The sequence below is a fragment of the Streptomyces sp. NPDC050548 genome (assembly GCF_044457385.1).
GTDB lineage: Bacteria > Actinomycetota > Actinomycetes > Streptomycetales > Streptomycetaceae > Streptomyces.
In genome coordinates this window covers 160,993-176,096 of sequence record NZ_JBITGV010000012.1, presented here as the reverse complement: position 1 = coordinate 176,096, position 15,104 = coordinate 160,993, and the positions used below count along the sequence as shown (strand labels likewise).

The 15,104-nt window shown below is 69.6% G+C and carries 14 protein-coding genes; 2 read left to right on the top strand and 12 right to left on the bottom strand.

Going from position 1 to position 15,104, the window contains the following annotated elements; genetic code table 11:
• The first annotated feature begins 16 nt into the window (after positions 1-16).
• Positions 17-1,678 carry an allophanate hydrolase gene (gene atzF, locus ACIBJH_RS30325; RefSeq protein ID WP_399120048.1) on the top strand — a complete coding sequence of 554 codons (1,662 nt, stop codon included), beginning with the start codon at positions 17-19 and terminating at the stop codon, positions 1,676-1,678.
• Between the two features lie 66 nt (positions 1,679-1,744).
• Here atzF and ACIBJH_RS30320 read toward each other — a convergent pair whose 3' ends face one another.
• The 11 genes from ACIBJH_RS30320 to ACIBJH_RS30270 all read right to left on the bottom strand — a co-directional run bounded on the left by ACIBJH_RS30320 (position 1,745) and on the right by ACIBJH_RS30270 (position 13,133).
• The gene (locus ACIBJH_RS30320) at positions 1,745-4,609 is read right to left on the bottom strand and encodes a DEAD/DEAH box helicase (RefSeq protein ID WP_399120047.1); all 2,865 of its coding nucleotides are present in this window, start codon (positions 4,607-4,609) and stop codon (positions 1,745-1,747) included.
• An 86-nt stretch (positions 4,610-4,695) separates the two neighbouring features.
• On the bottom strand, positions 4,696-5,658 hold the full coding sequence (gene tatC, locus ACIBJH_RS30315) for a twin-arginine translocase subunit TatC (protein WP_399120046.1): 963 nt from the start codon (positions 5,656-5,658) through the stop codon (positions 4,696-4,698).
• A gap of 48 nt (positions 5,659-5,706) precedes the next feature.
• Entirely contained in the window at positions 5,707-5,988 is a 282-nt protein-coding gene (tatA, locus tag ACIBJH_RS30310; RefSeq protein WP_200715025.1) for a Sec-independent protein translocase subunit TatA, read from the bottom strand.
• A 260-nt stretch (positions 5,989-6,248) separates the two neighbouring features.
• Entirely contained in the window at positions 6,249-6,443 is a 195-nt protein-coding gene (locus ACIBJH_RS30305) for a hypothetical protein (protein ID WP_399120045.1), read from the bottom strand.
• Positions 6,444-6,462: 19 nt separating this feature from the next.
• The gene (locus tag ACIBJH_RS30300) at positions 6,463-6,765 is read right to left on the bottom strand and encodes a hypothetical protein (protein WP_399120044.1); all 303 of its coding nucleotides are present in this window, start codon (positions 6,763-6,765) and stop codon (positions 6,463-6,465) included.
• Positions 6,762-7,787 carry a YafY family protein gene (locus ACIBJH_RS30295; protein ID WP_200715028.1) on the bottom strand — a complete coding sequence of 342 codons (1,026 nt, stop codon included), beginning with the start codon at positions 7,785-7,787 and terminating at the stop codon, positions 6,762-6,764. Before ACIBJH_RS30295 ends, ACIBJH_RS30300 begins: the two co-directional genes overlap by 4 nt.
• Before the next feature lie 18 nt (positions 7,788-7,805).
• Positions 7,806-8,759 (bottom strand): YafY family protein, encoded by a 954-nt coding sequence (locus ACIBJH_RS30290; protein WP_019066121.1) that lies wholly within the window; start codon positions 8,757-8,759, stop codon positions 7,806-7,808.
• A gap of 130 nt (positions 8,760-8,889) precedes the next feature.
• Positions 8,890-9,261: an FKBP-type peptidyl-prolyl cis-trans isomerase gene (locus ACIBJH_RS30285; RefSeq protein ID WP_200715030.1), complete on the bottom strand. Its 372-nt coding sequence runs from the start codon at positions 9,259-9,261 to the stop codon at positions 8,890-8,892.
• A 92-nt stretch (positions 9,262-9,353) separates the two neighbouring features.
• The gene (locus ACIBJH_RS30280; RefSeq protein WP_399120042.1) at positions 9,354-10,361 is read right to left on the bottom strand and encodes an FKBP-type peptidyl-prolyl cis-trans isomerase; all 1,008 of its coding nucleotides are present in this window, start codon (positions 10,359-10,361) and stop codon (positions 9,354-9,356) included.
• A 141-nt stretch (positions 10,362-10,502) separates the two neighbouring features.
• Positions 10,503-11,864: a Pup--protein ligase gene (gene pafA / locus ACIBJH_RS30275; RefSeq protein ID WP_043681683.1), complete on the bottom strand. Its 1,362-nt coding sequence runs from the start codon at positions 11,862-11,864 to the stop codon at positions 10,503-10,505.
• A gap of 9 nt (positions 11,865-11,873) precedes the next feature.
• Positions 11,874-13,133, bottom strand: a complete 1,260-nt coding sequence (locus ACIBJH_RS30270; protein WP_399120041.1) for an MFS transporter — start codon at positions 13,131-13,133, stop codon at positions 11,874-11,876.
• A gap of 98 nt (positions 13,134-13,231) precedes the next feature.
• On the opposite strand from ACIBJH_RS30270, the gene ACIBJH_RS30265 reads away from it, so the two are divergent.
• Positions 13,232-14,248 (top strand): LacI family DNA-binding transcriptional regulator, encoded by a 1,017-nt coding sequence (locus ACIBJH_RS30265; protein ID WP_399120040.1) that lies wholly within the window; start codon positions 13,232-13,234, stop codon positions 14,246-14,248.
• 80 nt (positions 14,249-14,328) lie between these two features.
• On the opposite strand, the gene prcA is transcribed toward ACIBJH_RS30265, so the two are convergent.
• Positions 14,329-15,090, bottom strand: coding sequence for a proteasome subunit alpha (prcA, locus tag ACIBJH_RS30260; RefSeq protein WP_399120039.1), 762 nt, complete (start codon positions 15,088-15,090; stop codon positions 14,329-14,331).
• Between the last annotated feature and the right edge of the window lie 14 nt (positions 15,091-15,104).

Here is a 15,104-nt window from a genome sequence, read left to right as displayed (position 1 = left end):
CAAGGAGCACCAAGAGATGCCGACCACCTCGACCACCGTGTCCCGAGTCCGCGCCGCCTACGCCCGCATCGAGGCCGTGGACCGCCCCGAGATCTGGATCGACCTGCGCGCACAGGCGGAGGTCGAGCAAGAGGCGCGGGCGCTCGACGAGCGAGTGGCAGCGGGCGAGCAACTCCCCCTCGCGGGCCGCCTGTTCGCGGCCAAGGGCAACATCGACGTGCACGGCCTCCCGACGACGGCGGGCTGCCCGGCGTACGCCTACGAGCCGGAGTCGGACGCCCCGGTCGTGGCCCGCCTCCGGGCGGCCGGCGCGATCGTGCTCGGCACCACGAACCTCGACCAGTTCGCCACGGGCCTGGTCGGCACGCGCTCCCCGTACGGCGCGGTCCGCAACGCCCACGACCCGGCTCGGATCAGCGGCGGCTCCAGCGCCGGTTCGGCGGTCGCCGTGGCCCTGGGCATCGTCGACTTCGCCCTCGGCACCGACACGGCGGGCTCGGGCCGGGTCCCCGCCGCCTTCAACGGCATCGTCGGCCTCAAGCCCACCCGGGGCCTGGTCCCGACGGCGGGAGTCGTCCCGGCCTGCGCCTCGATCGACTGCGTGACGGTCTTCGCCCGCACCCTCCCCGAGGCCGAACAGACCCTGTCCTTCATGGCCTCCCCACCGGACCGCGACCTCCCGCCCCTCCCCCAGCGCACGCCGGGCCCGTGGCGCATCGCGGTAGCGGCAAGGGACCAACTGGGCGAGCTGGACGAGGGCTGGGCGGAGGCCTACGAGGCAGCCGTGGAGCAACTCAGGGGCGCGGGCGCCGAGATCCGCACCCTCGACCTCACCCCCTTCACTGAGGCGGCGGCGATGCTCTACCAGGGAGCGTTCGTGGCCGAGCGCTACACGGCGGTGGGGAGCTTTGTCGACAAGGCAACAGCGGACGGCATCGAGGGCCTGGACCCCACCGTCACCGGCATCATCACCCGCGCCCGGGACATCCCGGCCCACCAGCTGTACGCGGACCAGGACCGTCTGGCCGCCCTCCGCACCCGAGCCCTGTCGGAACTGGCCGACGCGGACGCCCTGTTGCTCCCGACCACACCGGCCCACCCCACCCTGGCCGAGGTGGCGGCCGACCCCCTGGGAGCCAACGCCCGCCTGGGCCGCTTCACCAACTCCACGAACCTCTTCGACCTGGCGGCGGCGGCAGTCCCTGCGGGCAAGGTGAACGAACTGCCCTTCGGCGTGATGCTGATCGGCCCGGCATTCACGGACGACCGCCTGGCGCAGATCGCGCGCGCCCTGGAGCCGACGGTCCAACTGGCAGTCGTAGGAGCCCACTTGACGGGCCAGCCGCTGAACCCCCAACTCCTGTCCCTGGGCGCCCGCTTGGACCGCACGACGACAACGGCTCCGGTGTACCGCCTGCACGCCCTGGCGACAACTCCGCCCAAGCCGGGCCTGGTTCATGTGGGCGAGGGCGGCGCGGAGATAGAGACGGAGGTGTGGCGCCTACCGGCAGAGGGCTTGGGCAAACTGCTGGCGGCACTCCCGCGCCCGATGACACTGGGAAGCGTGGAACTGGCGGACGGCACACGGGTGCCGGGCTTCCTGTGCGAGCCGGGCGCGCTGGAGACCGCCGAGGACATCACAAGTTACGGCGGCTGGAAAACGTACCTGGGCCGGTAGGTGTTTTTAGGGGCGCGGGGAACTGCGCGACCAGCCCCCACGCACCCGCACCCGCCAACAAACCCGTCACCCCACAGACGAGTACGCCACAACCCCCCGCAGCAACAGATCAACAGCCTTACGCGCATTCTTCGCCACAGTGGAAGACGCCTCCCCACCAGAAACCGGCGCCGCCGCCGAAATCTGCCCGAGCACATCGATCACCTGCTTGCACCACCGGACAAAGTCCCCGGCCGGCATCTCCACCTCCCGAAGCACCTCGTCAAGCCCCTTCCCACTGGCCCACATGAACGCGGCCCAGGCGAAGCCGAGATCGGGCTCGCGCTGCCCGACCCCCTCGGTCTGAGTGATCCGGAAATCCTCCTCAAGGGCGTCGAGACGCCCCCAGATCCGCACCATCTCCCCCAGCGCGGCCTTGGCCGCCCCGGACGGCACCTTCGGCGTCGTGGCGTCGTCACTGACCCGCGCCTCGAACACCAACGCCGAGACGCACGCGGCGAGTTCGGCAGGTGCGAGCCCCTCCCACACACCCTCCCGCAGACACTCACTGGCGAGCAGGTCGAGTTCGCCGTAGAGCCGGGCGAGCCGCTTGCCGTGCTCGGTGACCTCGTCGCCGCGCAGATAGTCCAGCTCGGTGAGGAGCGCGACGATCCGGTCGAAGGTCCGGGCGATGGTGTTCGTCCGCCCCTCGATGCGCCGCTCCAACTGCGTGGTGTCCCGCTGCAGTCGGTGGTACCGCTCGGCCCAACGGGCGTGGTCCTCACGGTCGGTGCAGCCGTGACAGGGGTGCGCGCGGATCGCCGTACGCAACTGGGCGATCTCCCGGTCGTCCGCGGCCTGCGAGCGCTGCTTGCGGGCCCGCTCCGGCGGGATGTGGCCGGCCTTGGTGCGCAGTGCGGAGGCCAGGTCCCGACGGGACTGCGGGGAACGGGGGTTGAAGGACTTCGGGATCCGCATCCGGTCCAACGCCTCGACCGGCACCGGGAAGTCCATCGACGCGAGCCGCTTGACCTGCCGTTCGACCGTCAGGACGAGCGGACGCGGGCCGTCGTGCTGCTCGAAGCCACGGTGGCCGTTGGACCGTCCGGCGGGCAGGCCCGGGTCCAACACCAGTGCCAGACCCGCGTACTTGCCGGTCGGGACGTGGATGACGTCTCCCGGCTTGAGCTTCTCCAGCGCGACGGCGGCCTCGGCGCGGCGCTGCGCCACGCCCTGCCGGGCGAGTTCGGTCTCGCGGTCCTTGAGTTCACGACGCAGCCGCATGTAGTCGTCGAAGTCGCCCAAGTGGCAGATCATGGAGTCCTTGTAACCCTCCAGGCCCTCTTCGTTGCGCTGCACCTGCCGTGAGATCCCGACGACCGACTTGTCCGCCTGGAACTGCGCGAAGGAGGTCTCAAGGAGTTCGCGCGAGCGGTGCCGCCCGAACTGCTCGACAAGGTTGACCGCCATGTTGTACGACGGCTTGAAGCTGGAGCGCAGCGGATAGGTGCGGGTTCCGGCCAGTCCCGCGAGGTGCTCGGGACTGATCCCGCGCTGCCAGAGCACGACCGCGTGACCCTCGACATCGATGCCGCGCCGACCGGCACGACCGGTCAACTGGGTGTACTCGCCGGGGGTGATGTCGGCGTGCTGCTCGCCGTTCCACTTGACGAGCTTCTCCAACACCACCGAGCGCGCGGGCATGTTGATGCCGAGCGCCAGCGTCTCGGTGGCGAACACGGCCTTCACGAGGCCGCGCAGGAACAGCTCCTCGACGACCTCCTTGAACGTCGGCAGCATGCCCGCGTGGTGGGCCGCGATGCCGCGCTCCAGACCTTCCAACCACTCGTAGTACCCGAGGACATGCAGGTCCTCGGACGGAATGGACGCCGTGCGCTCCTCGACGAGGGCGCGCACCTTCTCCCGCGCCTCGTCGTCGTTGAGCCGCAGCCCGGCGTGCAGACACTGCTGTACGGCCGCCTCGCAGGCGGCGCGGCTGAAGATGAACGTGATGGCGGGCAGCAGGCCTTCGTTGTCCAGCCGCTCGATGACCTCGGGGCGTCCCGGTGTCCACACCCGCGAACGCGATCTGCGCTCGCGCTCCCGGTCGGCCTCGCGCATGGCACGGCCGCGTCTGCGGTCCTGGTAGGACGGGCGCTGGGCCTCCATGCGGGCCAGGCGGGTGAGGTCAGGGTTGACGGCCTTCTTGTTGCCCTCGCCCTCCTCGAAGAGGTCGTACATCCGCCGCCCGGCGAGCACGTGCTGGAACAGCGGGACCGGCCGGTGTTCGGAGACGATCACCTCGGTGTCGCCGCGGACGGTGTCGAGCCAGTCGCCGAACTCCTCCGCGTTCGACACCGTCGCCGAGAGCGAGACCAGGGTCACCGACTCGGGGAGGTGGATGATCACCTCTTCCCAGACGGCGCCGCGGAAACGGTCGGAGAGGTAGTGCACCTCGTCCATGACCACATAGCCGAGGCCGAGGAGGGTCTGTGAACCCGCGTACAGCATGTTCCGCAGGACCTCGGTGGTCATGACGACCACCGGTGCCTCGGAGTTGACGCTGTTGTCACCGGTGAGCAGGCCGACCTTGTCGGCGCCGTAACGGCGGCACAGGTCGGCGTACTTCTGGTTCGACAGTGCCTTGATGGGGGTCGTGTAGAAGCACTTCTTGCCCTGCTGGAGGGCGAGGTGGACGGCGAACTCGCCGACGATCGTCTTGCCGGAGCCGGTGGGCGCCGCGACCAGGACGCCCTTCCCCGCTTCGAGCGCCTTACAGGCCTCGATCTGGAAGGGGTCGAGACCGAAGTCGTACATCTCGCGGAAGTCCGCGAGCGCGGTGGCCTGCTCGGCTGCCCGCAGGCGGGCTGCCGCGTACCGCTCGGCCGGGGAGAGGTCCTCTGTCATCGTGCTTTCGAGCGTACCGGGCGCCACTGACAACAGGACGATCATTATCCGTTCCCATAGGTCCTCCACACCCGGAGACCGGCCGCCCGCGCTGCGGGAACGGCCGGTCTCGGCGGAGGTCGGGAAGGTGATCAGGTCACGTCGTCATACCCGTTGACCCGGTCCGAACCGGTGCCGCTCGCCTGCTCGGGCAGGGCCGCCCGGCCGGCCGAGACGGCTTCGACGTCGCCGATGTCCTCGGGGGTGAGGTCCAGGTCGGAGGCCTCGTCGTCGGCCGGTCCCGCCTCGTCGCGACGGCGCTTGCGCCGGTCGTTGAGCAGGGAGAACACGACCGCGCCGAAGTACAGGACCCAGATCGGCCCGGCCAGCGCCAGCATGGTCAGCGGGTCGGTACTGGGGGTGGCGACGGCGGCGAAGACCGTGATGCCCAGGATCATGGCACGCCACCAGCTGAGCATCCGCTTGCCGGTCAGCGCACCCGTGAGGTTCAGCATGACCAACAGCAGTGGCAGCTCGAAGGAGAGGCCGAAGACCAGCACCATGCGCGTGACCAGGTCGAGCAGGTCGTCCAGCGGGAGGAAGTTGTCGACGTCCTTGGGCGTGAAGCCGATCAGGACCTTCGCCGTGGTCGGCAGCACCCGGTAGGCGAAGTAGGCGCCGCCCAGGAACAGCGGAACGCCGGTGCCGACGAAGGCGAGCGCGTACTTCTTCTCGTTCTTGTGCAGGCCGGGGGCGACGAAGCCCCACAGCTGGTACAGCCAGACCGGAGAGGCCAGTACGACACCGGCCATCAGGGACACCTTCAACGCCAGCGTGAACGGTGTCAGCAGACCGTTGATCGTGATCCGCGCGCACGTCGGGTCCTTGTCGGTGGAGTTGGCAAGCTCCTCGAAGGACTTGGCGCAACCGACCGAGTGCAGCACCGGCTTGGTGATGATGTTGACGATGTCGTTGTAGAAGAAGGCGGCCACGCAGGTCACCACGATGATGGCGAGCATCGCCTTCGCGAGCCGGTTGCGCAGCTCACGCAGATGGTCCGCGAGGGGCATCCGCCCCTCGGGGTCCTTCTCCTTCTTGCGGGCAGGCTTAGGCAACCCACGTCCTCATCTCGTGCGGCAGGCCGGGGACGTCCCGGCCCTGCGTCAGCGCTTGGTCGTGTCCGACGGCTCGGTGACGGGGCGCGAGCTGGTCACGTCGCCGGGGGCCGCCTGGATGGTGCGCTGCACGGGCTCGTCGGTGTTCGGCGGGCCTGCGGGGGCGGGGGTGCTGTTGCCCTCTTCCTTCATCGCCTTGGCCTCGCTCTTGAGGATGCGGGCGGACTTGCCGAGGGAGCGGGCCATGTCCGGAAGCTTCTTCGCGCCGAAGAGCAGCACGATGACTACGAGGATGAGAATGATCTCGGGAGCTCCGAGCCTTCCGAACATAAGTCTTTACCTTCTCACCGAGGCGGCTGGGGTGGGGGTGCTGTCCGTTGGGTCGGACATCTGTCCGACCTTCGTGCTGCCAGCGATCGTAACGCTCAGGGGTAAACGTCAGGCAATCCCCGTGCGTACTCCCGGTCCGCGCTCCGGGCCTCGTTATCCGGACCGCGATCAGCAGCGTACCCGCCTTGAGCGACAACGTGACAGGGCAAAGTGACGCGAAGCGCATCAGCCGCGCAACTCACACCCCACGCATACGTGACTCACAGTGCGTCGACGGAACGCGCCGTGGAGACGGCCGCTCTCTCCAGGTCCTCGGCCGCCCTGTTGATGCGCTGCGCGGCGGCCGTGACCTGCAGTCCGAGCCGCCGCGCCTCCAGAAAGACCCGGACGGCGAGCACGCCGAGCACGGCGAGACCCAGAAAACCCACAGCTACCGCGACCATCGCCCAGAACATGGGGCGAGCCTAGACCCTGCTACCCGACCGAGGTCAGGCGCAGGGTCCGCACCCCGCCGCCGGTGAGCAGCTCGACGATCCGCTCGCCCGCGGGTTTGCGGACCGCGGCGCCGCAGTCGGGGCAGGTGAAGGAGTAGAACGTGGTGCGGCTGGTGGCGCCGATGGCGAGGCGCAGGGCACTCGCCGCCAGTTCGAAGTTGCCCCGGCAGTCCGGGCAGCCCGCTCTGAACACGACCGGCATCACGTTCTTCATCCCGGCGAAAGCGGCGGCCACCGTCATCTCCTGGACACCCGGGACACCCGACACAGTCGACTCGCTCACAGCCCCTGCTCCTGCCTCTCGTCAACACCGTGCACACCGTCAACCACGCTCTGCGGTCCGTCGTACGCCGCCAGCGCCTCGCGGGCCGCGCGGCGGGCGCTGTCGGCGAGATCGCTCGGGGAGACGATCCGGCCGTCGCGCCCGAGCCGCAGGGCCAGGCGTCGCAGGGACGTCGGGTCGGGGGTGCGCAACGTAATACGCAGCCCGCCGTCGGGAAGCTCATCGGCACTGTCGTGCGGGTAGTACTCGGCGACCCAGCGCCCGCCCGGGCCGACCTCGACGACGACCTCCGGGTCCTCGGCGGCGGGCTGCACCAACGCCTCCGACAGGTCCCGCAGTTCGATCTCGGGCGGTGCGGACGGCTCGTCGAGGATCTTGATCTCGGCGACCCGGTCGAGGCGGAAGGTGCGGCGCGCCTCGGAGCGGCGGCACCAGGCCTCCACGTACGTGTGCCCGACGCTGACCAGCCGGATGGGGTCGATCTCGCGCTCGGACAGCTCGTCGCGGGCGGGTGAGTAGTAGCGGATCCACAGCCGGCGGCGCTCCGAGATCGCGCGGTCGACGTCCGCGAAGACACCGCCCTCGGACTCGAAGGTCACCGAGAGGCGGGCGCTGGCCCCGGCCGCCTCACCGGCCGCCGCCTCCAGCTTGGCGTTGGCCCGCAGCAGTGCCTGGCGGTCGCTCTCGCGCAGGCCGGGCAGCGTGGACACCGCGCGGGCGGCGACCAGGAGCGCGGTCGCCTCGTCGGCGGCGAGGCGGAGCGGTTCGGCGACGTCGTCGGGGTTGTGCCACCAGATGCGCTCGCCGTCGGTGTCGATGTCGAGCAGGTCACCGCCCCGGAAGCTGGTCCCGCACATGGGCAGGACGTCGAGGTCGGAGACCAGCTCGTCCTCGGTGATCCCGAAGGCACGCGCGACGTCCTCGACGCGTGCTCCGGGGCGCTCCTTCAGATAGGTCACCAGGGAGAGCATCCGCCGGGTCTGGTCGATGGCGTTGACGGGCCTGACCGGTTTGCCTGCCACAGTTCTCTTCCGCTCCCCTCAGCCCTTGGCCACGGCACGCAGCCGGTCCACCACGTCGGCCCGCAGCTCGGCGGGCTCCAGGACGACCACGTCCGGCCCGAACTCGACCAGCCAGGCGTCCAGTCCGTGGCCGTACGGAATCTCCAACTCGTCCCAGCCGTCCCCGAGTTCCCGAACCGCCGCGGCTTTCGCCCGCAGGGGGTACCCGGAGCCCGTGCGCAGCCGGATCAGGGCGGAGCGGTCGGCGGTCTCCCCCGCCCAGCTCGCGACGGTCTCGCGCACGGTCACCACATCGGGTACGTCCGCGGTGAACCGTCCGTTGCGGGAGCGCACCTTGCCGGTGATCCGGGAGAGGCGGAAGACGCGTTCGGCACCCCGGTCCCGGTCCCAGCCGGCGAGGTACCAGTGACCGCGCCAGCACTCAAGGGCCCACGGCTCGACGCTGCGCGTCTCGGGGCGGGCGGCGGTGGCCTTGCGGTACTCGAACACGACCGGCCGACGGTCCCGGCACGCCAGCATCAGCGGCTCGAACGACGCCTCGTGCACCGGAATGCGAGGCTCCAGGGCGCCATGCGGTTCGTACGGGTCGAGGTCCTCGGGCATTCCGGCGGCGCGCAGTTTCTGCAGGGCGCCGCTGGCCGCGCCGGCGAGCCTGGCCTGCTGCCACACCTTCGCGGCGAGACCGAGCGCGGCGGCCTCCTCGGCGTCGAGGGTGATGGGCGGGAGGCGGTTGCTGTCGCGGCGGGCGAGATAGCCGACCTCGCCGTCCAGGTTCTCCACCGTCTCGATGACCAGCCCGAGTTCGCGCAGATCGTCCTTGTCCCGCTCGAACATCCGGTTGAAGGAGTCGTCGGACCCGGCCTCCAGATAGGCCTCGATGGATTCCCGCAGCTCACGCTTGCTGAGCGGCCGCCGCGTCCCGAGCAGACACAGCGCGAGGTTCATCAGCCGCTCGGCCTTGGCAATGGCCATCGACGCCCTTCGCCTTCCTCTGTACTTACGAACGATGACCGTACCGCTCCGCGGTGGCCTGACAAAAGCCGAGGGCCCATGCCCGAGCAGGCATGGGCCCCGGTTGATCAGGCTCGGTCGGAACCGGTGATCAGACGGCGACGAGGTCGACCACGAAGATCAGGGTCTCGCCCGGCTTGATCGCCGGGGTCGGGCTCTGGTTGCCGTAGGCGAGGTGCGCCGGGATGGTCAGCTGGCGACGGCCGCCGACCTTCATGCCCTGCACGCCCTGGTCCCAGCCCTTGATGACACGGCCGCCACCGAGCGGGAACTTGAACGGGGTGCCGCGGTTCCAGCTGGCGTCGAACTCCTCGCCGGTGCTGAAGGCCACGCCCACGTAGTGGACGGTGACGTTCTGGCCCGACTTCGCGACCTCGCCCTCACCCTCCCAAAGGTCCTTGATCTCCAGGTCGGCCGGGGGTGCGCCCTCCGGGAAGTCGATCTCGGGCTTCTCGATGCTCACGTCTCTAGCTCCTGCTTGTGTACGACAAGGCAACTCGGACAGTCTCGCATCCCGGCCGCGCTCATGCGTCGGCCAGGCATTCACCCGCGGGGCTACATCGCCGCCAGGATGTCGACCGAGAACACCAGGGTGTCGCCCTTCTTGATGGCGCCACCACTGGGCGGGTTGTCGCCGTAGGCCAGGTCGGCGGGCGCGACGATCAGGACGCGGCTGCCGACCTTCTTGCCGGTGACACCCTGCGCCAGGCCCTTGACGACCGACTCCATCTGCGAGATCGCGAACTGGCTCAACCGGCCCTGGGAGTACGTCGATTCGAACTGCTTGCCGGTGCTCCAGACCACGCCCTCGAACTGGCACAGGATCGTCTGGGACGCCTTGACGACGGCTCCGTCGCCCTCCAGGACGTAGTTCGACACCAGCTTCTTCGGCGGGTCCACCTTCGGGACGGTCACCGAGGGGGCCTTGCCGTCGGTGTTCGTACCGACCTTGGGCAGTGCGCTGTCGGACTGCGCGACGGCCTTGCCCTTGGCGGAGCTCTTGATGTTGAAGGCGTCCTGCACGTCGATCACGAAGACGAGCGTGTCGGTGCCCTTGATGCCCGCCTGGCTGTTGCCCGTCGTGCCGTACCCCCAGGTCGGCGGGATGGCCATCTCGACGCGGCTGCCGACCTTCCGGCCCGCCAGGCCGTAGCGCCAGCCGTCGATGATGCTGCCCTGGGCGAGCTGGATGACCAACGGGGTCTTGCGGTCGTAGGAGTTGTCGAAGACCTTGGCCGTCGACCAGATCTGGCCCAGGTAGTTGACCTGGACGAAGTCGCCCTCCGCGACGGCCTTTCCGCTGCCCGCGATGACCGTCTTGACCGCGAGGTTCTTCGACGGTTCGCCGGTGCCCTTGGCGACGGTCGGCTTCTCGTCGAACTTCGTACCCGCGGTGATCGCCGGCACCGGACCGTCCACGACCTTCGGCGGCGGAGCGGTCGAGGCCGAGGCGGACGGCGACGGCGACGCGCTGGCCTTGCTTGAGGAGGAGTCGCTGTCACCGCACCCCGCGAGCGTCACAAGTCCTGCGGGAACAGCGATGAGAAGGGAGCGTCGGCGCACGGTGAAGGCCTCGTATCGGTCGATCTTGTTGATGGCGTGCGCGCAACTCTACGGCGTGGCAAGGGCCCCGTACGCGAAACGTACGGGGCCCGTGTGGCGTACCGAATATGTATCCGGACATCGGTATCCGGACGCTTTTGCCTACATTCCGGCGATCAGTTTCTCCACCCGGTCGTCCACGGAACGGAACGGGTCCTTGCACAACACGGTGCGCTGCGCCTGGTCGTTGAGCTTGAGATGGACCCAGTCGACGGTGAAGTCCCGCCGCTGTTCCTGGGCCCTGCGGATGAAGTCGCCGCGCAGCCGTGCCCGAGTGGTCTGCGGCGGAACGGACTTGCCCTCGAAGATCTTCAAGTCGTTGCAGATCCGGGCGGCTTGGCCCTTCCTCTCCAGGAGGTAGTAGAGCCCTCGGCGACGGTGGATGTCGTGGTACGCGAGGTCGATCTGGGCGACCCGCGGGTGGGACATGGTCATGTTGTGCTTGGCCCGGTAGCGCTCGATCAGCTGGTACTTCATGACCCAGTCGATCTCGGTGCCGATCCGGTCGAGGTCCTCGGCCTCGATCGCGTCGAGGGTGCGGCCCCACAGTTCCAGGACTTGCTCGACGGTGCCGGTGCGGATGCCGCGGCGGTCGACGAAGTCCACGGCCTTCTCGTAGTACTCGCGCTGCACCTCGATCGCGGAGGCCTCGCGGCCGCTGGCCAGACGCACCTTGCGCCGGCCCGTGATGTCGTGGCTCACCTCGCGGATCGCCCGGATCGGGTTCTCCAGGGTCAGGTCACGCATCACCGTGCCCGCCTCGATCATGCGCAGCACCAGGTCGGTGGCCCCGACCTTGAGCAGCATGGTCGTCTCGGACATGTTCGAGTCGCCCACGATGACGTGGAGACGGCGGTAGCGCTCGGCGTCCGCGTGCGGTTCGTCGCGGGTGTTGATGATGGGCCGGGAACGCGTCGTGGCCGAGGAGACGCCCTCCCAGATGTGTTCGGCGCGCTGGCTGACGCAGTACACGGCGCCGCGCGGGGTCTGCAGTACCTTGCCCGCGCCGCACAGCAGCTGACGCGTGACCAGGAAGGGGATGAGGATGTCCGCGAGCCGGGAGAACTCGCCGTGCCGTGCCACCAGATAGTTCTCGTGGCAGCCGTACGAGTTGCCCGCCGAGTCGGTGTTGTTCTTGAAGAGGTAGACGTCGCCCGCGATTCCTTCCTCGTGCAGGCGTCGTTCGGCGTCCACCAGGAGTCCTTCGAGAATGCGCTCGCCGGCTTTGTCGTGGGTGACCAGTTCGGTCACGTTGTCACATTCGGGGGTCGCGTATTCCGGATGTGAGCCCACGTCGAGATAGAGCCGGGCGCCGTTTCGCAGAAAGACATTGCTGCTGCGGCCCCATGACACGACACGGCGGAAGAGGTACCGAGCCACCTCGTCGGGGGACAGACGCCGCTGTCCCCTGAACGTACACGTGACGCCGTACTCGTTCTCCAGCCCGAAAATGCGGCGGTCCATGAGTGAACATTACGCCCGATCCCCTGTGCTGAAACGGGGTTCGACCGCACGGTTTGGATCATTTTCCGATGAAGCCGCAACGACCGCTCCCCCGGCGGGAGCTGCGAGGACCCGCCCGGTGGCCAGCAGGACCAGCAACGACACCGCCCCGGCGGCCCCCGGCACGGCGAACCCCCACAGGGCTCCACCGGCCTCTACGACCGGCCCCGCGACGCCCGTTCCGACCGAGGCGCCCACGGTGAACGTCGTCACAAGCCAGGAGAAAGCCTCGGTGACCGTCCCTTTAGGGGCATGCCGGTCCACGATGATGAACGCACAGGCGAGGGCCGGCGCGAGGAACACCCCGGCGAGCACGGTCAGCAGCACCATGGCGACCGCGCCCGGCATGAGCATCAGCGGCAGGTAACACACCGCCAGCAGCCCCACCAGGACCCGCAGTCGGCGCTCGGGCGCCCCGCTCCACTGCCGTGCCCCGTAGACGGTGCCGCCCAGCAGCGCGCCCAGCCCGATGGCCGCCATGAGCCATCCGTACACCACGTCACCGCCGTGCCCGTCCGCGTACGGCACGGAGGCGACCGTGATGGACCCGAGCGCCATCCCGACGAACAGGAGGGCGCCCAACAGCGCGACCAGCCCCGGCGAGCGCAGGGCGCCGAGCCAGTGAGCGGCACGCGGAGCCGACCGCCACGCGCGCGAGGGGGGTGACACGACCACGGAGAGGGCGCCCAGCACCCCGATGACGTTCAGCACGAGCAGCGCCACCGGGGCGGACCACAGCGACACGAACACCGTCACGAGCAACGGCCCCACGGTGAACATGACTTCCTGCGCCACGGCGTCCATGGCGTACGCCGTGTGCACCTGCTCCTCCCGGCGCAGCACGACCGGCCACAGGGCGCGCAGACCACCCTCCAGGGGCGGCGCGAAGAGGCCCGCGGCGGCCACGGCGACGTAGGCGAACGGAAGCGGATCGGTGCCCCAATAGGCGAAGACGGTCATCCCGAGGGCGGAGAGGACCGCGGCGGGCAGTTGCACGCGCGGCTGTCCGTGGACGTCCACCAGCCGGCCGAGGAGGGGCTGCCCGACCGCGTTGGCGATGCCGTAGACGGCCGCCAGCGCCCCGGCGAGGCTGTAGGTGCCGCCCTCGGCGCGGATGAACAGCACGATCGCGATCGCGGCGGTGGCGTTCGGCAGCCGGCCGACCAGCGTCCCTATGAGCAGGCGAGTGGCGTGTCTCGCCCTGAGGATCTCCAGATATCCCACGGCCATGCCCCACCCTCACGTTTTACGTATAACTTCCATCGTCATACGTACCATGTGCCCTGTCACGAGTCCAGACGCAGTACGGCCGAAGGAGCAGCCCCACGGTGGCACGAGGCAGCACCCGCCCCACGAGCCGCGACGTCGCCCGGGCCGCGGGGGTGTCGCAGGCCGCCGTCTCGCTGGTGCTCGGCGACAAATGGCGAGGCCGCGTCTCGGAGACCACCGCCGAACGCGTCCGGGAGGCCGCCCGCGACCTGGGCTACCGCCCCAACCTCGCCGCCCGCAATCTCAGGCTGGGACGCACCCGTACCGTCCTCCTGGTCGTCCCCGCGCTGACCACGGAGTTCTTCGCCGGCGTCTACACCGGCGCCGCCCGCGTCGCCGCCGAACACGGCTTCGGCGTGGTCCTCTACCCCTCCCCCGAGGGCATCGGCCCCGCCCGCGACCCCTTCGCCTCCGCCCAGGCCGCCCTGGACGGCGTCATCGCCTCCTCCATGGCCGCCGACGCCCTCACCGCGATCCGCGGCGACCAACTGCCCCTGGTGATGCTCGACAGCGACCCGGAGGGCAGCCTCGGCGCCGCGACCGTCAACCTGGACATCGCCGACGGCGTCCGCCAGGTCGCCGACCACCTGCTGGCCCTGGGACACCGCCGCTTCCTCCACCTCGCCGCGGACATCCCGTCCTGGACCTTCGAGGTACGCGCGCGTGAACTGGCCGCGCGAGTGGGCTCCGTAGCGGGCACCTCGGTACGTACGACCCGCGCCCCCATCTCGATCGAGGGCGCCCTGACCGCCGCCGAGACCGCACTCTCTGCACCGGGACCCCGGCCCACCGCCCTGGTCTGCGACGACGACAAACTCGCCGCCGGCGCCTACAAGGCCGCCCGCCGCCTCGGCCTGCGCATCCCGCAGGACCTGTCGATCACCGGCCTCGACGACCTCGCCCTGGCCACCGCCATCGACCCCGAACTCACCACGGTCCGCCTCGACGCCGAACTCTTCGGAGAACACGGCATGCGCGCCCTCCTGGCGGTCCTGGACGGCCGCGTACCGAAGGAGGGGGACATCCCGGTGGAACTGGTCGTACGAGGCTCCACGGCACCGCCGAGCGGCCCCTGAGGCCCCTCGCAACGCCGTGTGCCCCGGCCGATGACCGGCCGGGGCACACAAAGGGCTAGGAACTCAGCGAACTCATCGGCTCACTTCTCGGCGTCGTCCTCGCCGTCACCGTCACCGTCGTCGGACTCCGACGAGGCGTCCGCGCTCTCGCCGAGCAGCCGGGACAGCTCGCCGCCGACGATCCGCTTGAACTTGCGGGCCTGCGGGCGGGTGCGGTCCAGCACCGCGACCTCCAGGCGCTCGGCGGGGATCTCCCGCTCGCTGCCGTTCGTGTCGCGGGACAGGGACTGCACGGCCAGCTTGAGCGCCTCCGCGAGGGTCATGCCGTCACGGTGGCGCTGATCCAGATAGCTGCTGATCGTCTCCGCGTTGCCGCCGACCGCGACCGAGCCGTGCTCGTCCACGATCGAACCGTCGTGCGGCAACCGGTAGATCTGATCGCCGTCGGAGGTGTCCCCGACCTCCGCGACGACCAACTCCACCTCGTACGGCTTCTCGGCCGCGCTGGAGAAGATCGTGCCGAGCGTCTGGGCGTAGACATTGGCGAGACCGCGGGCGGTCACATCCGCGCGGTCGTAGGTGTAACCGCGCATGTCGGCATAGCGCACGCCGCCGATCCGCAGGTTCTCGTACTCGTTGTACTTTCCGGCTGCCGCGAACCCGATCCGGTCATAGATCTCGCTGAACTTGTGCAGCGCGCGGGACGGGTTCTCGCCGACGAAGACAATGCCGTCGGCGAACTGCAGCACGACCAGGCTGCGGCCACGGGCGATGCCCTTGCGGGCGTACTCCGCCCGGTCGGCCATGGCCTGCTGGGGTGAGACATAGAACGGCGTCGACACCGGTATCCGTCCCT